General features: G+C 68.9%; 17 protein-coding genes and 1 pseudogene. 4 read left to right on the forward strand and 14 right to left on the reverse strand.

The genetic code is table 11. The features are described from left to right. Nucleotides 1-5: 5 nt before the first annotated feature. The 8 genes from rpsC to rpsJ are packed head-to-tail and all read right to left on the reverse strand — an operon-like array spanning nt 6 to nt 4,353. Nucleotides 6-833, reverse strand: a complete 828-nt coding sequence (gene rpsC, locus J8403_RS18905; protein ID WP_014054169.1) for a 30S ribosomal protein S3 — start codon at nt 831-833, stop codon at nt 6-8. Continuing rightward, nucleotides 833-1,180, reverse strand: coding sequence for a 50S ribosomal protein L22 (gene rplV / locus J8403_RS18910; RefSeq protein ID WP_059148970.1), 348 nt, complete (start codon nt 1,178-1,180; stop codon nt 833-835). The genes rpsC and rplV overlap by 1 nt, the downstream gene beginning before the upstream one ends. Nucleotides 1,181-1,220: 40 nt before the next feature. Continuing rightward, on the reverse strand, nt 1,221-1,502 hold the full coding sequence (rpsS, locus tag J8403_RS18915) for a 30S ribosomal protein S19 (protein ID WP_014178772.1): 282 nt from the start codon (nt 1,500-1,502) through the stop codon (nt 1,221-1,223). 12 nt (nt 1,503-1,514) lie between these two features. Then, entirely contained in the window at nt 1,515-2,351 is an 837-nt protein-coding gene (gene rplB / locus J8403_RS18920) for a 50S ribosomal protein L2 (protein ID WP_059148971.1), read from the reverse strand. A gap of 47 nt (nt 2,352-2,398) precedes the next feature. After that, nucleotides 2,399-2,725 carry a 50S ribosomal protein L23 gene (gene rplW / locus J8403_RS18925; protein WP_020869260.1) on the reverse strand — a complete coding sequence of 109 codons (327 nt, stop codon included), beginning with the start codon at nt 2,723-2,725 and terminating at the stop codon, nt 2,399-2,401. After that, the gene (gene rplD / locus J8403_RS18930) at nt 2,725-3,378 is read right to left on the reverse strand and encodes a 50S ribosomal protein L4 (protein ID WP_137966935.1); all 654 of its coding nucleotides are present in this window, start codon (nt 3,376-3,378) and stop codon (nt 2,725-2,727) included. Before rplD ends, rplW begins: the two co-directional genes overlap by 1 nt. An 8-nt stretch (nt 3,379-3,386) precedes the next feature. Next, nucleotides 3,387-4,031 carry a 50S ribosomal protein L3 gene (rplC, locus tag J8403_RS18935; RefSeq protein WP_093470442.1) on the reverse strand — a complete coding sequence of 215 codons (645 nt, stop codon included), beginning with the start codon at nt 4,029-4,031 and terminating at the stop codon, nt 3,387-3,389. Nucleotides 4,032-4,044: 13 nt separating this feature from the next. Further along, a complete protein-coding gene (rpsJ, locus tag J8403_RS18940) occupies nt 4,045-4,353 on the reverse strand; it encodes a 30S ribosomal protein S10 (RefSeq protein ID WP_003948644.1) in 309 nt (102 codons plus the stop codon). Between the two features lie 623 nt (nt 4,354-4,976). Between rpsJ and J8403_RS18945 the strand changes: the two genes are divergently transcribed. From J8403_RS18945 to J8403_RS18960, 4 genes and pseudogenes are all read left to right on the forward strand, one after another. Further along, complete coding sequence (locus J8403_RS18945) at nt 4,977-5,795, forward strand: DUF3152 domain-containing protein (RefSeq protein WP_211124228.1); 819 nt, start codon at nt 4,977-4,979, stop codon at nt 5,793-5,795. Between the two features lie 156 nt (nt 5,796-5,951). Beyond that, nucleotides 5,952-6,110, forward strand: a pseudogene (locus tag J8403_RS18950) (Uma2 family endonuclease); the annotation flags it as partial. Between the two features lie 83 nt (nt 6,111-6,193). Then, entirely contained in the window at nt 6,194-7,198 is a 1,005-nt protein-coding gene (locus J8403_RS18955) for a GNAT family N-acetyltransferase (protein ID WP_211124229.1), read from the forward strand. Between the two features lie 206 nt (nt 7,199-7,404). Further along, nucleotides 7,405-9,570: a PIG-L family deacetylase gene (locus J8403_RS18960; RefSeq protein ID WP_425519809.1), complete on the forward strand. Its 2,166-nt coding sequence runs from the start codon at nt 7,405-7,407 to the stop codon at nt 9,568-9,570. A 242-nt stretch (nt 9,571-9,812) separates the two neighbouring features. On the opposite strand, the gene J8403_RS18965 is transcribed toward J8403_RS18960, so the two are convergent. The 6 genes from J8403_RS18965 to rpsL all read right to left on the reverse strand — a co-directional run bounded on the left by J8403_RS18965 (nt 9,813) and on the right by rpsL (nt 16,079). Next, on the reverse strand, nt 9,813-10,973 hold the full coding sequence (locus J8403_RS18965) for an SRPBCC family protein (RefSeq protein WP_211124230.1): 1,161 nt from the start codon (nt 10,971-10,973) through the stop codon (nt 9,813-9,815). After that, entirely contained in the window at nt 10,966-11,538 is a 573-nt protein-coding gene (locus J8403_RS18970; protein WP_246585896.1) for a hypothetical protein, read from the reverse strand. The genes J8403_RS18965 and J8403_RS18970 overlap by 8 nt, the downstream gene beginning before the upstream one ends. A gap of 116 nt (nt 11,539-11,654) precedes the next feature. Next, entirely contained in the window at nt 11,655-12,848 is a 1,194-nt protein-coding gene (gene tuf, locus J8403_RS18975; RefSeq protein ID WP_037952879.1) for an elongation factor Tu, read from the reverse strand. A 227-nt stretch (nt 12,849-13,075) separates the two neighbouring features. Continuing rightward, on the reverse strand, nt 13,076-15,196 hold the full coding sequence (fusA, locus tag J8403_RS18980; RefSeq protein WP_059148978.1) for an elongation factor G: 2,121 nt from the start codon (nt 15,194-15,196) through the stop codon (nt 13,076-13,078). 38 nt (nt 15,197-15,234) lie between these two features. Continuing rightward, nucleotides 15,235-15,705: a 30S ribosomal protein S7 gene (rpsG, locus tag J8403_RS18985; RefSeq protein WP_014178748.1), complete on the reverse strand. Its 471-nt coding sequence runs from the start codon at nt 15,703-15,705 to the stop codon at nt 15,235-15,237. Between the two features lie 2 nt (nt 15,706-15,707). Further along, nucleotides 15,708-16,079 carry a 30S ribosomal protein S12 gene (gene rpsL / locus J8403_RS18990; RefSeq protein ID WP_014054153.1) on the reverse strand — a complete coding sequence of 124 codons (372 nt, stop codon included), beginning with the start codon at nt 16,077-16,079 and terminating at the stop codon, nt 15,708-15,710. Nucleotides 16,080-16,203: the final 124 nt, after the last annotated feature.

A 16,203-nucleotide genomic window follows, 5' to 3' on the forward strand; every position in this document is an offset into this window, starting at 1 on the left:
GTCGGTCAGGCCTCCGTTCCAGTGCTCTCAGCAGCCGGAGCGGCGGTGGCCTCGGCCTTGGGGGCCTCGGCGGGGGCGCTCTGCTGCTGCTGCGGCTTACGGCCACGGCCACCGCGCTCGCCACCACGGCGCTGCGGGCGGTCGCTGCCACCGCGCGACGGGCGGTTGCCGGCGCGGGCGGCGGCGTTCTCGGCGCGGACCTCGGCGATGTTCTTGACGTCGCCCTTGTAGATCCACACCTTGACGCCGATGCGGCCGAAGGTGGTCTTGGCCTCGAAGAAGCCGTAGTCGACGTTCGCGCGGAGCGTGTGCAGGGGCACACGGCCCTCGCGGTAGAACTCCGAGCGGGACATCTCGGCGCCGCCGAGACGGCCACCACACTGGATCTTGATGCCCTTGGCACCGGCCTTCATCGAGCTCTGCATCGACTTGCGCATCGCACGACGGAAGGAGACGCGGGAGGAGAGCTGCTCGGCGACGGCCTGGGCCACCAGCTGAGCGTCCACCTCGGGGTTCTTCACCTCGAGGATGTTCAGCTGCACCTGCTTGCCGGTCAGCTTCTCCAGCTCGCCGCGGATACGGTCGGCCTCCGCGCCGCGACGGCCGATGACGATGCCCGGCCGGGCGGTGTGGATGTCGACGCGGACGCGGTCACGGGTGCGCTCGATCTCCACCTTGGAGATGCCCGCGCGCTCCATGCCCTTCGTCATCATCCGGCGGATGGCGACGTCTTCCTTGACGTAGTCCTTGTACAGCTTGTCGGCGTACCAGCGCGACTTGAAGTCGGTGGTGATGCCGAGCCGGAACCCGTGCGGGTTAACCTTCTGGCCCATTACCGGGTTCCTTCCTTGCTGCTGACGACCACGGTGATGTGGCTGGTCCGCTTGCGGATCCGGTAGGCGCGGCCCTGGGCACGCGGACGGAACCGCTTCAGGGTCGGGCCCTCGTCGACGTACGCCTCGGAGATGAAGAGGCTGTCGGCGTCGGTGTGGTCGTAGTTGTGCGCGGCGTTGGCGATGGCGCTGTCCAGCACCTTGCCGACCGGCACGCTCGCGGCCTGCGGGGCGAAACGCAGGACCGCCTGAGCCTCCGTGGCACTCATGCCACGGATGAGGTCCACCACGCGGCGGGCCTTCATGGGCGTGACGCGGATGTACCGCGCCTGGGCCCTGGCTTCCATGGTTGTCCCTTCGGTGTCTGTCATGAGTCTCTTCCGCCGATCAGCGACGACGCGACTTACGGTCGTCCTTCTCGTGGCCGCGGAAGGTGCGGGTCGGCGCGAACTCGCCGAGCTTGTGGCCGACCATCGACTCGGTGACGAACACCGGGACGTGCTTGCGGCCGTCGTGCACCGCGATCGTGTGGCCGAGCATGGCCGGGACGATCATCGAGCGGCGGGACCAGGTCTTGATGACGTTCTTGGTGCCGGCTTCGTTCTGGACATCCACCTTCTTGATCAGGTGGTCGTCGACGAAGGGCCCCTTCTTGAGACTGCGCGGCATCTAAACCCGCTCCTAGCGCTTCTTGTTCGTCTTGCGGCGGCGGACGATGTACTTGTTGCTGGCCTTCTTCGGCGAGCGCGTACGGCCCTCCTTCTGACCCCACGGCGAGACCGGGTGGCGACCACCGGAGGTCTTGCCCTCACCACCACCGTGCGGGTGGTCGACGGGGTTCATGACCACACCACGAACGGTCGGGCGGACGCCCTTCCAGCGCATGCGGCCGGCCTTGCCCCAGTTGATGTTCGACTGCTCGGCGTTGCCGACCTCGCCGACGGTGGCGCGGCAGCGGACGTCGACCAGGCGGATCTCACCGGACGGCATGCGGAGGTGGGCCATGGAGCCCTCCTTCGCCAGCAGCTGCACGGAGGCACCCGCGGAGCGGGCGAACTTCGCGCCGCCGCCGGGCCGCAGCTCGATGGCGTGGAGCGTGGTACCAACCGGGATGTTGCGCAGCGAGAGGTTGTTACCGGGCTTGATGTCGGCGCCGGGGCCGTTCTCGATCCGGTCGCCCTGCGTCAGGCCGCGCGGCGCGAGGATGTAGCGCTTCTCGCCGTCGGCGTAGTGCAGCAGCGCGATGCGCGCGGTGCGGTTGGGGTCGTATTCGATGTGTGCGACCTTCGCCGGGACGCCGTCCTTGTCGTGACGGCGGAAGTCGATCACGCGGTACGCACGCTTGTGACCGCCACCCTGGTGGCGGACCGTGATGCGGCCGGCGTTGTTACGACCACCCTTGCTGTGCAGCGGGCGGACCAGCGACTTCTCCGGCGTGGACCGCGTGATCTCGACGAAGTCGGCGACGCTGGAGCCACGACGGCCCGGGGTCGTCGGCTTGTACTTGCGGATACCCATTTCTCAGTCCTCGGAAGATTCCGGACTTCTGGACGTTCCGATCTCCGTTAGGAGACCGGGCCGCCGAAGATGTCGATGCGGTCGCCCTCGGCGAGGGTCACGATGGCGCGCTTGGTGTCCTTGCGCTTGCCGTAGCCGGTGCGGGTGCGCTTGCGCTTGCCCTGCCGGTTGATCGTGTTGACCCCGGTGACCTTGACCGAGAAGACCGCCTCGACGGCCTGCTTGATCTGGGTCTTGTTCGCGCGCGGGTCGACGATGAACGTGTACTTGTTCTCGTCCAGCAGCGCGTAGCTCTTCTCCGAGACCACCGGCTTGACGAGCACGTCGCGGGGGTCGGTGAAGGTCTTGCTGGTGACAGCGGTCGCCTCACTCATCAGGCGGCGCTCCCTTCGGTCTTCTCAGCGGCCTTGGGACCAGCCACGAAGGACTCGAAGGCGGCCTTGGTGAAGACCACGTCGTCGGAGACGAGCACGTCGTACGTGTTCAGCTGGCCCGGCTCCAGGATGTGCACCTGGGGCAGGTTGCGGGCGGACAGCCACGCGGCCTCGTCGCTCCGCTCGGCGACCAGGAGCAGGTTCTTGCGCTCGCTGATCTTGCCCAGCAGGGTCTTCGCGGCCTTGGTGGAGATGTCGCCGTCGACCACGCCGGTCACGACGTGGATCCGCTCGTGACGCGCCCGGTCGGAGAGGGCACCGCGCAGCGCGGCGGCCTTCATCTTCTTCGGGGTGCGCTGGCTGTAGTCGCGCGGCACGGGGCCGTGCACGACGCCACCGCCGGCGAACTGCGGAGCGCGGGTCGAGCCCTGGCGCGCGCGGCCGGTGCCCTTCTGGCGGTAGGGCTTCTTGCCACCGCCTCGGACCTCACCGCGGGTCTTGGTCTTGTGCGTGCCCTGGCGGGCAGCGGCCAGCTGGGCGACGACGACCTGGTGGATCAGCGGAACGCTGACCTGCGCGTCGAAGATCTCCGCGGGGAGCTCGACGGTCCCGGCCTTGTCGCCAGCCGGCGAAAGGATGTCAATGGTGCTCATCGGTTACCTCAGGCCCCCTTGGCCGCGGTACGGACCAGGACGAGGCCGCCGTTCGGACCAGGAACCGCTCCCTTGATCAGGAGCAGACCCTTCTCCGCGTCAACGGCGTGGACGGTCAGGTTCTGGGTGGTGACCCGCTCATTGCCCATGCGGCCGGCCATGCGCAGGCCCTTGAACACGCGGCCCGGGGTGGCGCAGCCACCGATGGAGCCCGGCGAGCGGTGCTTGCGCTGGGTGCCGTGGCCGGCGCCGAGGCCGCCGAAGCCGTGGCGCTTCATGACACCGGCGGTGCCCTTGCCCTTGCTGGTGCCGGTCACGTCGACCTTCACACCGGACTCGAACACCTCGGCCGTGACTTCCTGGCCGAGCGTGTACTCACCGGCGTCGGTGGTACGCAGCTCCACCAGGTGGCGGCGCGGGGTCACATCGGCCTTGGCGAAGTGGCCCTTGAGGGGCTTGTTCACCTTGCGCGGGTCGATCTCGCCGAAGGCGATCTGGACGGCGCTGTAGCCGTCCGCGTCATCGGTACGGACCTGGGTCACGACGCAGGGACCGGCCTTGACGACGGTGACCGGGACGACACGGTTGTTCTCGTCCCACACCTGCGTCATGCCGAGCTTCTCGCCCAGGACGCCCTTGATCTGCTTAGCCATCTCGCGCGTCACCTCAGAGCTTGATCTCGATGTCGACGCCCGCCGGCAGGTCGAGACGCATCAGCGAGTCGACGGTCTTCGGCGTGGGGTCGAGGATGTCGATGAGGCGCTTGTGCGTACGCATCTCGAAGTGCTCGCGCGAGTCCTTGTACTTGTGCGGCGACTTGATGACGCAGTACACGTTCTTCTCTGTGGGCAGCGGCACCGGGCCCGCGACCGACGCACCAGTGCGGGTCACCGTCTCGACGATCTTCTTCGCCGAGGAGTCGATGACCTCGTGGTCGTAGGCCTTGAGCCGGATGCGGATCTTCTGTCCCGCCATGGCTACTTCGTAGTCCTGTCTCTCGTAACGCTCTGGGACCCGGTGGCGTTCGCGTCCTCCTCCACCCCACTTCCGACCCACGCGGTCGGGCGTGTCGCAGTCCTTCTCATAAATCTCCATATGGAGATCCCTGGTGAAGGGGGTTGCTGGGGGAGAAAGTCACCCACCGGGCGCCTGGCTGGGGCCCCGCTGACGCTTCCCGGAAGATTCCCGTACTTCCGCCCCTGATCAGGGGCGACGAGTACCGTGGGACTCGCTTCCAGTCCTCCCGGCGAGAGGCGCGCAGCATCGGCACTCAACCGAGCAACCTGGTTAGTGTGCCATAGGGGCTGCTCCTGATGCCAATCAGGGGCGCGGAAGCGTACCCCCTGCGGGGGGCCGTTCAAACTCGGTGCGCACCGGAGGCCGGGGCGGCAGTGTCACGTGCGAGTGTGAGATTCGGGATGTCACTCAATGTGACCCCGCACACAACAGGGCACAAGCCCCAACCGGCCACCCTCCCCATACGTCTCCCCCCCAGGGGAACACACGACACACTCGCACTCCGGGGCACGGCATGCTCACGCGGCATGCGCACGCGGCCGATTCACCCGCCCCGCTGACACCCCCTGGAAGCGCCCCCGATGACCTCCACCGCGCAGGCCCCCGGCCCAGCCACCTCACCACCAAGACGACGGGGGCGCACCACTCGGAGCGCCCGCCCCCGGAAGGTGGCGGTGGCACTGGCCGCCGGTGCGGCCCTGATCGCCGGGGTCGTGTTCGCGTTACGCGACGACGACAACGGCGGCGGCAAGGGCGCGGCCCGCGCCACGGCCCCGGCAGCCCTGCCGCCCGACGCCATCTCGGCCACCTCCAGACCCCCTCGCCCGGGCTCCCCCGCCACCGCGAGCGGCGAGTTCGTCACCGCGAAGTCCTCCGGCGCGGTGATCGGCAAAGGAAGCGCCCCGCGGCGGTTCAAGGTCATGGTGGAGAAGGGCACCGGCATCGACGCGAAGCGGGCCGCGGCCGAAATCTCGGCAATCCTCGCCGACAAACGCGGCTGGACCAACGACGGCAAGCACTCGTTCCAGCTGGTCGCCGACGGCCCCTCCGACTTCGAGGTGAAGATCGCCACCCCGGACACGGTCGACAAGATCTGCGGCGCCGTGGGCCTGGACACCCATGGCGAGGTCAACTGCGACGCCGGCTCCCAGATCATGGTCAACCTCGAACGCTGGAACACCGGCTCACCGGAGTTCTCCGGCCCCATCAGCGGCTACCGGGCGCTGATCGTCAACCACGAGGTCGGCCACCGCATCGGCCACGGCCACGAGACCTGCCCCGGGAAGGGCAAACGGGCGCCGGTGATGATGCAGCAGATATACGGGCTCAAGGGTTGTGTCGCGAACGAGTGGCCCTACAGCGCGAACGGCAGGTACCTCGAGGGCCCGGCGGTCCCGTGACGACTACAGGTGATCGATCGCGGTGAGGTCGATGTCGAATGCGAGGCCCCAGCCCGACGGTCATCCGCGAACGTACCCGGAGCCCGTCAGGCGCAGTTCGGAACAGTCCAGGTGGCGGCTCGGCGACGCGGGAGCGACGTCCGATCCGTGTAGGTGATTTTCGATCCCCGAACGGGCGAGGGCTCCGTACTGTCCGACATCCACCCCACCTCGCACGGTCCTCGCTACGCGACCCGAAAGGACTTCGTCTACGGGGAGGACATCACGATCGGCGAGTGGACCGTCTCGACCGAGAACCTGCCGCGCTACACATAGCGAAGCACGGCCCTCGGGGAGGCACGGTGGTGCGGCGACCGCGCCCACGGTAGGTTCGGCGCGCCGAGACGAGGGGGATCGGGATGGCAGGCGTGCCGTTGCGGGTGGAGATCTTACGGGCGGGCGAGGAGCACGTGGCGCAGATCGCGCGCCTCGCCGAGTCACGGAGCCTGAACGGGCCGGATGGCGCCCGGGGCTCGGTGGAGGGCGGCTCGACGGCGGGCGGCTTCCTGGTCTCGGCGTACACCGAGGCCGACTACCGCGCCCGGCTGGAGAGCTCCGAGCACTTCTACGTGGCGGTCAAGGGCGGGCAGGTGCTGGCGTTCCTGCTGGCCTACAGCTCCGACCAGGTCGAGCCGGACGAATGGCTGAACCGCCGGATCAAGACGGCGCTCGGCAGCTTCCTGGTGATCAAGCAGATCTGTGTGGCCCGGGACGCGGCGCGGGCCGGGATCGCCTCGATGCTCTACTACCACGTCCTCGACCAGTGGCACGAGAGCCCGGTGATCGCCGCCGTGGTCAACGATCCGCCCAACGACGCGTCCGCGCGCTTCCACCACAAGCTCGGCTTCCAGGAGCTGACCCGGCTGACCCCGCCGGACGGGCTGCCCCGGGTGGTGTGGGTGTGGCGCAAACCGCGTGAGGCGATGCTGCACGCGCAGTACGGGACCGCGGTGGACCTCTACAAGCACGAGGACAACCTCAACTGGCAGAAGCTGAACAACTTCTTCTACATCACGGCGGGCCTCGCGGCCGCCACCGCCTTCTGCCTCGGCAAGGAGGGCGCGGGAGGCAGCCTGGGCAAGGGGCTCGCGATGATCATCGCGATCATGGGCATCGGGGTGTCGCTGGGCTTCTCCCTGATGCTGCGCTTCGGCCGTCAGTACCTTCTGGCGCGCAAGGAGGCGGTGATCGAGCTCGAGGAGTACATGGCCTGGCACGGCGGCGAGCGGATAGTCAATCGCCGCACCGACGACCCCGGCTCGGCCTATCTGAAGGTCTCCCCGACCGGCGCGATCATGATGCTGCTGCCCGTGCTGGTGGCGGTCTGCTGGCTCGCGGTGCTCGGGGTGCTGATCTCCGACTGAGCGACCCGGCTCCCTCGCCGCGGGCGCCCGCGTGCCCCGCGTGCCCCGCGGGCGCGCGTCCCGCGCCCGCGCACCACCGGCGGGACGATGTGTCCGGTCTGTGACCGATACCTCCCGGACACCGGACAACCTGTCAAGATCACCGCCCGTCCTTTCACTCGGAGCAGCCGGAGACTACGTGCTGCCGAAGTGACAGGGTCACCAAATTGAACAGTCGATGGACAGTGCGGGGGACGGGCACCACCCGCAGGCAGACGCTGGCCGCGCTGGCGGCACTCACGGCGGCGGGGGCGGCCGGGGTCGCCGGAGTCGCCGGTTGCGGCGGTGGGGGCGGTGGAGGCTCGCGCGGCGCGGCGTCCGTGCCGGCCGGGCCCGCGCGGGCCGATGCCCCCGGGGCGGCGGAGCCCTTCACCTCGACGGTGGGCGACAAGCAGGCGCTGCTGCTGCAGATCATGGCGCACCCCGACGACGATCTGTACTTCATGAACCCGGACGCCGAGCAGGTGCTGCGCTCGGGCGTCCCGGTGGTGTGCGTGTACGTGACGGCCGGCGAGGCCCGGGGGATCAACCACCAGGCGGGGACGCCGATCCCGCCCGCCGACAAGGCCGCCTACTCCGCCTCCCGCCATCAGGGGCTGCGGCAGGCGTACGCGCGGATGATCGGGCTGAACCAGTTCGCGCCCTGGCAGCGGTCGGTGCTGCGGCTGCCCGGCGGGGTCACCGCGGAGACCAACTCCCTTGCCGGCGGCGCCCGCAGGGTCCGGCTGATCTTCCTCAACATCGCGATGCTGTCGGAGGGCGGCGTACGGATCCCCGCACTGTGGAGCACCCCCGGCGCGGTGATGAACACCCTCCTGGCCACCGGTTCCCCCGTGCCGCACCCGAGTTCGTACGGCCATCGGACGCTGGTCGACGTGCTCGCGGAGATCATGGACCGCTATCGGCCCACGCTGATCCACACGCTGGACCCGGACCCCGACTTCCAGGTGCACGACGCGCTGCACCCCAAGGACAACGATCAGCCGGGGTGCTCGGACCACCGCGACCACACCCCGGTCGCGCTGTTCACCTGGAAGGCGATCGCCCAGTGGGTGGCCGCGTCGACCCAGCGGGACAAGCACGCCCCGCGCTTCACCACCACCGCGTTCCGCGGCTACTACAACCAGCGCTGGCCGCACAATCTGCCGCCCGCGGTGCTCGCCCGGAAGGCGCGGGTGATCAAGTCCTACGGCGGCGCCCCGGACTGGGACTGCGGCAACGCGGCCGGTTGCGGCGACTACAGCCAGGGCGGAGTGCGCCCGCTGCGGAACCGTAAGGGCTGGATCCGCTCCACCCACTACCGCTACCCCACCGCCCTGCCCGCCCCCACCACCGACGCCCAGGGCCGGCTCGTGGCGTACGGCGTGCTCGGTGCCCAGGCCGTGCGGTGGCGCGAGACGGCGTCCGGCAGCGGGCGGTTCGGGGCGCCACTGGGGCTCGGCGGCGGACCGCTCGCCCCGGCGCTCGCCGCGGCGCGGGACAGCGCGGGGCGTCAGGTGCTGTTCGGCCTGCGGTTCGCGGCGCCGGGCGGCGAGGGCGCGGCCGCCCTGCGCGAGATCGTGGTGCTGGAACAGCGCCGCCCGGACGGCCCGTTCCGCGCCTGGACCGGACTCGGCACGCCCGAGGCCAGTGCCGAACACGGCCGCCGGGTCGGCTGCCCGGCGGCGGTCGCCACCCCCGACGGCCGGGTCCATCTCTTCGTACGGACCGCGGACAAGGGCCTGGCCACCCGCGTACGGGACGCGAGCGGCCGCTGGAGTCCCTGGCAGCGGCTCGGCGGCGCCGAGATCCAGGACGGGCTGACCGCGCTGCTGGACGCGGACGGGCGGGTTCATGTCCTCGCCCCCGGCCGCGACACCGTCCACCACTGGGCGCAGGAGTGGGACGGTGGCCCGGTCGCGCTGCGCCCGCCGACCGGTCTGCCGCGCCCCGGCGGGGATCCGCTGGCCGCCGCGGTGGCCCCCGACGGCTCGCTCGCGCTGGTCTACCGCACCCCCGCGGCCACCGTGCCCGCCGTCCACGGCGACGACACCTCGCTCACGGTGCGGCACTTCGAGGGCTACGGGGCGATCGCCGCGCACACCGTGGCCGAACCGTCCGGCCGCCGCGAGGCGAGGACGCTGCTGCTGGCCGGCCGCGACCTGGGCGGGGAGGTCCAGGTCCAGTACGGCACCGGCCCGGACGCCAGGCCCCTGCGCTCCCCCGGCCATCTGATCCCGGTCGGCGCCCCGGCCCTGCTGGCGGACGACGGCCACCAGGGCGTCTGCGTGGTGGGCATGGCCCCGGACGCCACCCCCTGGATCTGGCGCCCACACCCCACGAAACGGGCCTGACGGCCCGGCCCGCCACCGGAGTGCGGACCGGGGACGCCGCCCCGGCCCGTGTCCGGCACACACCCCGGCGTGGCGGTGTCCCTGGCACGGCGCCCCAATCCGCGTCCCCGGTGCGGCGTTCCCGGTCCATGTGCGGCGAGCATTCACGCCGTGCGGCATGACCGGGCCCCACCCGCCGTCTCCGGTCCGGGTGGGGCCCCGTCATGTCCGGCCGTGGGCCGGGGGCGCGTTGGTGCGCGCGCTCAGCGCCGTGCCGCGGCGGCACGCCGGCGGGGGCGGGCGGCCTCGGGTTCCTCGGCCTCCTCGTCCTCTTCAGGCTCCTCGGACTCCTCGTACGCCTCGGCGTGCTCCGCGTCCTCGGTGTCCTCCGGCTCCTCCTCGTCCTCCTCGAAACCGGATTCCGGCTCGGACTCGGCGTCTTCGGGCGCCTCCTCGTACTCCTCCTCCGGCGCATCGTCCGCGTCCGCGGCCGCGCCGTCCTCGTCGTCGTACGCGTCCTCCGACTCGTCCGCGCGCTCTTCCCCGGCGTCGCCTTCGGCTTCGCCCTCGTCGCCGGACTCGGACCGCGGCTCATCGGCTTCTCCCCCGGCCTCGTCCTCGGCCTTGTCGCGCTCTTCCTCCTCCATGGCCGTCTCGTGGTCGCGCACGACCTCGCCGTCCCGGATCTCGCCGCGCCAGCCGTCCGTGGCCTCGCCGCGCATCATGATGAACTTGCGGTAGAGCTTCAGGTCGAGGCGCGCCCGGCGGCCCTGAGCCCGCCAGATGTTGCCGGTCTTCTCGAAGAGGCCCTTGGGGAAGTACTCCAGGACCAGCAGCACCCGGGTGAGGTTGTCGCCGAGCGGATGGAAGGTGACGACGCCCTTGACGGTGCCCTTCGCACCCTCGGTGGTCCAGGTGATCCGCTCATCGGGCACCTGCTCGGTGACGTTCGCCCGCCAGCTGCGGGTGGACTTGGCGACCTTCACCTTCCAGTTGCTGCTGGTGTCGTCGGCCTTCTCGACGCTGACGACTCCCTTGGCGAAGGTGCTGAACTCCTGGAACTGGGTCCACTGGTCGTACGCCTCGCGGACCGGCACTCCGACGTCGATGTCCTCGACGACCGTCACACTCTTCGACTTGCCGCCTCCGCTCTTGCCCCGGCCCTTGCCGAAGACGCCCTTGACCTTGTCCTTCAGCGATTCCTTGAGGGAATCCTTCAGCTGGGACGAGCCGGCCTTCATCAGCGCCTGCCCCGGCGACTTGCCCTCGGCGAGGGACTGCGCGCCCTTGGCGAGGCCGGTGCCGAGGCCGGAGATCGCGTGTGTCGCCCGCGCCTGGACGTAGTTGCGCAGCTCGTCCTTGAGCCGGTCGGTGGCCGGGTTGCCGACGATGTCGTCCTTGAGCTTGCCCAGCGTGTCAGCCATTGCGGCCCCCCGCGGTCCTGGCGGTCTTCTTGGCCCGGGCGGCGCCCGAGGTGGCGGTCTTCTTGGCCTTCCCGGAGCCGGAGGCGGCGGTCTTCTTCGCCGGACGGGCCGGGGCCTTGGCCGCCGTCTTGCGGGGAGGCTTCGGCGGCTTCGGTTTCCGCTTCGGCCCGGAGTCCGCGTCGGCCCCCTCCCGCTCGGCGGGCTCCTCGTCCTCGGCGCGGCCCTCGTCCCGGGCGTCTTCGCCCTCGTCCTCGTCCCGGTCGTCCTCGCTCTCACCGCGCAGCAACGCGGTGCGATCGTGCAGCGAATCGGCGAGGCCGCCCACCCGGTCGGACACGGCCTTGGTCGCGGCCTGCCGGGTGGCGTCGACGAGTTCCTGACGCACCTGTCCGTTGAGGCCGCTCAGCAGCGGCATCTCGGCGAGGGACTTCTTCAACTGCTGCGGATCCAGCGTGATCTTCTTACCGGCCAGCAACATGCCCAGCCCGAAAGCGAGTTTCGCCTTCTTGGTGCGCCCGAGGAGGTAGCCTCCCACGACCGCGACCGTGATCTTGCCATTTGTCATCATCTGTTCGCTCCCGAAGTCGAACGCGGCTTCGATGTGGACGGCCGGGTACCCACATACGAAAGAGCCCCACCCGCCAGTGGCGAATGGGGCTCTTTGCTCCGGGGAGCGTCAGGTCACTTGTTGATCTTGGTGACCTGGCCGGCGCCGACGGTCCGGCCACCCTCACGGATGGCGAACTTCAGGCCCTCCTCCATGGCGACCGGCTGGATCAGCTGGACGGACATCTCGGTGTTGTCGCCCGGCATGACCATCTCGGTGCCCTCGGGGAGGGTCACAACGCCCGTCACGTCCGTGGTACGGAAGTAGAACTGCGGACGGTAGTTGTTGAAGAACGGCGTGTGGCGGCCACCCTCGTCCTTGGACAGGATGTACGCCTGGGCCTCGAACTCGGTGTGCGGAGTGACCGAACCCGGCTTGATGATGACCTGGCCGCGCTCGACGTCCTCGCGCTTGATGCCGCGGAGCAGCAGACCGACGTTCTCACCGGCCTGGCCCTCGTCGAGCAGCTTGCGGAACATCTCGATACCGGTGACGGTGGTCGAGGTCTTCTCCTGCTTGATGCCGATGATGTCGACGTTCTCGTTGACCTTCAGCACACCGCGCTCGATACGGCCGGTGACGACCGTACCGCGACCGGTGATGGTGAAGACGTCCTCGATCGGCATCAGGAACGGCTTGTCGACGTCGCGCTCGGGCTGCGGGATCGACTCGTCGACGGCCTTCATCAGGTCGAGGACGGACTTGCCCCACTCGGCGTCACCCTCGAGCGCCTTGAGCGCCGAGACCTTGACGACCGGAACGTCGTCGCCCGGGAACTCGTACTCGGAGAGCAGCTCGCGGACCTCGAGCTCGACGAGCTCCAGGATCTCCTCGTCGTCCACCATGTCGGCCTTGTTCAGGGCGACAACGATGTACGGCACGCCGACCTGGCGGGCCAGGAGCACGTGCTCCTTGGTCTGCGGCATCGGGCCGTCGGTGGCGGCGACCACGAGGATGGCGCCGTCCATCTGCGCGGCACCGGTGATCATGTTCTTGATGTAGTCCGCGTGACCGGGGCAGTCAACGTGCGCGTAGTGACGCGACTCGGTCTGGTACTCGACGTGCGCGATGGAGATCGTAATACCGCGCTGGCGCTCCTCAGGAGCCTTGTCGATCTGGTCGAAGGCCGAGGCCTCGTTCAGGTCCGGGTACGCGTCGTGCAGCACCTTGGTGATCGCAGCGGTAAGCGTGGTCTTACCGTGGTCGATGTGACCGATGGTGCCGATGTTGACGTGCGGCTTAGTCCGCTCGAACTTCGCCTTCGCCACTGGGGTCCTCCTGTGGAGTGGTTCTGTAACGCATCCACGCTTTGCGGATGGGTTCAGGTTTTCTTACCGAACCGGCCAGGACCCCGAGGGGGATGCCCTTCGCCGTATTCGTCTGGGGGGCCGGCGCCCGGGGCCCCGCCGTGGAACGCGGTGGACGCGCTCCACGACGAATGCCCCGATGCCTTGTGCTTCCAGCCTAAAGGGTGAGGAAAGCGGATGAACCCGCCTTACTCGCCCTTGGCCTTCGCGATGATCTCCTCGGCGACGTTCCGCGGAACCTCGGCGTAGGAGTCGAATTGCATGGAGTAGCTGGCGCGGCCGGACGTCTTGCTGCGCAGGTCGCCCACGTAGCCGAACATCTCCGACAGCGGAACCAGGCCGGTGACCAGCTTGGCGCCGCTCCGGTCCTCCATGGACTGGATCTGCCCGCGACGGGAGTTGATGTCGCCGATCACGTCACCCATGTAGTCCTCGGGCGTGGTGACCTCGACCTTCATCATCGGCTCGAGCAGGGCCGGGCTGGCCTTGCGGGCAGCCTCCTTGAAGGCCATCGAACCGGCGATCTTGAACGCCATCTCGGACGAGTCGACCTCGTGGTAGCCACCGTCGAGCAGGGTGACCTTCACACCGGTCAGCGGGTAGCCCGCGAGCACGCCGAACTCCATGGCCTCCTGGCAGCCCGCGTCCACGGACGGGATGTACTCCCGCGGGATGCGGCCACCGGTGACCTTGTTCTCGAACTCGTAGCCGTCGCCCTCGAGCGGCTCCAGCGCGATCTGCACCTTCGCGAACTGGCCGGAACCACCAGTCTGCTTCTTGTGCGTGTAGTCGTACCGCTCGACCGCCTTGCGCAGCGTCTCGCGGTAGGCCACCTGCGGCTTACCGACGTTGGCCTCGACCTTGAACTCGCGGCGCATACGGTCGACCAGCACGTCCAGGTGCAGCTCGCCCATGCCGGAGATGATCGTCTGGCCGGTCTCCTCGTCGGTCTTGACGCGGAAGGACGGGTCCTCCTCGGCAAGCCGCTGGATCGCGACGGCGAGCTTCTCCTGGTCGCCCTTGGACTTCGGCTCGATGGCCACCTCGATGACCGGGGCCGGGAAGTCCATGGACTCCAGGATCACCGGGTTCGACGAGTCGGAGAGGGTCTCACCGGTGGTGGTCTGCTTCAGACCCATGACGGCGACGATGTCGCCGGCACCCACCGAGTCGATCTCCTCACGCTTGTTCGCGTGCATCCGGTAGATCTTGCCGATGCGCTCCTTCTTGCCCTTCACGGAGTTCAGCACCTGGGTGCCGGCGTCCATGCGGCCGGAGTACACACGGATGAAGGTGAGCTTGCCGAGGTGCGGGTCGCTCGCGATCTTGAACGCCAGAGCCGAGAGGGGCTCCTCCTCGGACGGACGACGCTTGATGACCTCGTCCGGGTCCTTGACCGAGTGCCCCTCGATCGCCTCGATGTCGATCGGCGACGGGAGGTACCGGACCACGGCGTCGAGCAGGGGCTGAACGCCCTTGTTCTTGAACGCGGTGCCACAGAACACGGGGGTGACGGTGGTGCCGCCGCCCTTGCCGGAGGCGATGGTGATGCGGCGGATCGCCGCGTACAGCTGCTCCACGGTGGGCTCTTCGCCCTCCAGGTACAGCTCCATCATCTCTTCGTCGTTCTCGGCGACGCCCTCGAGCAGCTTGCCGCGCCACTCGTCGGCGGCCTCGGTGTGGGTGTCCGGGATGTCGACGGTGTCGTACATCTCACCCTTGGTCGCCTCGGCGGACCAGACCAGCGCCTTCATGGTGACGAGGTCGACGACACCCTTGAAGTCGGCCTCGGTGCCGATCGGCAGCTGCATGACCAGCGGCACCGCGCCCAGGCGGTCCGTGATCATGTCGACGCAGCGGTGGAACTCCGCACCGGTGCGGTCGAGCTTGTTGACGAAGCAGATACGCGGAACGCCGTAGCGGTCCGCCTGACGCCACACCGTCTCGGACTGCGGCTCCACACCGGCGACGCCATCGAACACGGTCACGGCACCGTCGAGCACGCGCAGCGAACGCTCCACCTCGACGGTGAAGTCGACGTGGCCCGGGGTGTCGATGATGTTGATGGTGTGATCGACGTTCTCAAGCGGCCAGTGACAGGTCGTCGCGGCCGACGTGATCGTGATGCCGCGCTCCTGCTCCTGCTCCATCCAGTCCATGGTGGCGGCGCCATCGTGGACTTCACCGATCTTGTAGCTCACGCCGGTGTAGAACAGAATCCGCTCGGTGGTGGTCGTCTTGCCCGCGTCGATGTGGGCCATGATCCCGATGTTGCGGACCTTGGCCAGGTCAAGTGAAGTGGTGGCCATCTGGCTCAGTCTTCTCTCGGTTCTCGATGGGGTAGCGACTACCAGCGGTAGTGCGCGAAGGCCTTGTTGGACTCGGCCATCTTGTGGGTGTCCTCACGCCGCTTGACGGAGGCGCCCAGACCGTTGCTGGCGTCCAGCAGCTCGTTCATGAGCCGCTCGGTCATGGTCTTCTCACGACGCGCGCGGGAGTAGCCCACGAGCCAGCGCAGGGCGAGGGTGGAGGAGCGGCCGGGACGGACCTCGACCGGCACCTGGTAGGTGGCGCCACCGACACGGCGGGAGCGGACCTCGAGGGTCGGCTTCACGTTCTCCAGCGCGCGCTTGAGCGTGATGACCGGGTCGTTGCCGGACTTCTCGCGCAGGCCCTCCATGGCGCCGTACACGATGCGCTCGGCGGTGGAGCGCTTGCCGTTCAGCAGCACCTTGTTGATGAGGGACGTCACCAGAGGAGAGTTGTAAACCGGGTCGATGATGACCGGGCGCTTCGGGGCGGGACCCTTACGAGGCATTCTTACTTCTCCTTCTTGGCGCCGTAGCGGCTGCGAGCCTGCTTGCGGTTCTTGACGCCCTGCGTGTCGAGGGAGCCGCGGATGATCTTGTAACGAACACCCGGCAGGTCCTTCACACGACCGCCACGCACGAGCACGATCGAGTGCTCCTGCAGGTTGTGCCCCTCACCCGGGACGTAGGCGGTGACCTCGATCCCACTGCTCAGCCGGACACGCGCGACCTTGCGGAGCGCCGAGTTCGGCTTCTTCGGCGTCGTGGTGAACACGCGAGTGCATGTCCCACGGCGCTGCGGCGACCCCGCGAGGGCGGGGGTCTTGTTCTTCTCGACCTTGTCCTGGCGGCCCTTGCGGACCAGCTGCTGGATCGTAGGCACCGTTTCTCCGGTTTCTGTGTGCCAGTCTCGGTAAAGCTAACCTGGAGTTCCTCCGACCCACGCGGTCGGGTGTGTCGCGCACCGCAGCCCTCTGCGAAAGTTCGGAGAGTGCGGATTGTTGGTG

Origin of the sequence: Streptomyces yatensis (assembly GCF_018069625.1) — a bacterium.
GTDB classification, from domain to species: domain Bacteria; phylum Actinomycetota; class Actinomycetes; order Streptomycetales; family Streptomycetaceae; genus Streptomyces; species Streptomyces yatensis.

Coding starts and splice junctions, on each gene's coding strand:
- rplC (WP_093470442.1), bottom strand. CDS start 4,031: ATGGCTAAGCAGATCAAGGGCGTCCTGGGCGAGAAGCTCGGCATGACG.
- J8403_RS18945 (WP_211124228.1), top strand. CDS start 4,977: ATGACCTCCACCGCGCAGGCCCCCGGCCCAGCCACCTCACCACCAAGA.
- J8403_RS18965 (WP_211124230.1), bottom strand. CDS start 10,973: ATGGCTGACACGCTGGGCAAGCTCAAGGACGACATCGTCGGCAACCCG.
- J8403_RS18955 (WP_211124229.1), top strand. CDS start 6,194: ATGGCAGGCGTGCCGTTGCGGGTGGAGATCTTACGGGCGGGCGAGGAG.
- fusA (WP_059148978.1), bottom strand. CDS start 15,196: ATGGCCACCACTTCACTTGACCTGGCCAAGGTCCGCAACATCGGGATC.
- J8403_RS18970 (WP_246585896.1), bottom strand. CDS start 11,538: ATGACAAATGGCAAGATCACGGTCGCGGTCGTGGGAGGCTACCTCCTC.
- rplV (WP_059148970.1), bottom strand. CDS start 1,180: ATGGAAGCCAGGGCCCAGGCGCGGTACATCCGCGTCACGCCCATGAAG.
- rpsS (WP_014178772.1), bottom strand. CDS start 1,502: ATGCCGCGCAGTCTCAAGAAGGGGCCCTTCGTCGACGACCACCTGATC.
- rplD (WP_137966935.1), bottom strand. CDS start 3,378: ATGAGCACCATTGACATCCTTTCGCCGGCTGGCGACAAGGCCGGGACC.
- rpsJ (WP_003948644.1), bottom strand. CDS start 4,353: ATGGCGGGACAGAAGATCCGCATCCGGCTCAAGGCCTACGACCACGAG.
- rpsG (WP_014178748.1), bottom strand. CDS start 15,705: ATGCCTCGTAAGGGTCCCGCCCCGAAGCGCCCGGTCATCATCGACCCG.
- rplW (WP_020869260.1), bottom strand. CDS start 2,725: ATGAGTGAGGCGACCGCTGTCACCAGCAAGACCTTCACCGACCCCCGC.
- rplB (WP_059148971.1), bottom strand. CDS start 2,351: ATGGGTATCCGCAAGTACAAGCCGACGACCCCGGGCCGTCGTGGCTCC.
- rpsC (WP_014054169.1), bottom strand. CDS start 833: ATGGGCCAGAAGGTTAACCCGCACGGGTTCCGGCTCGGCATCACCACC.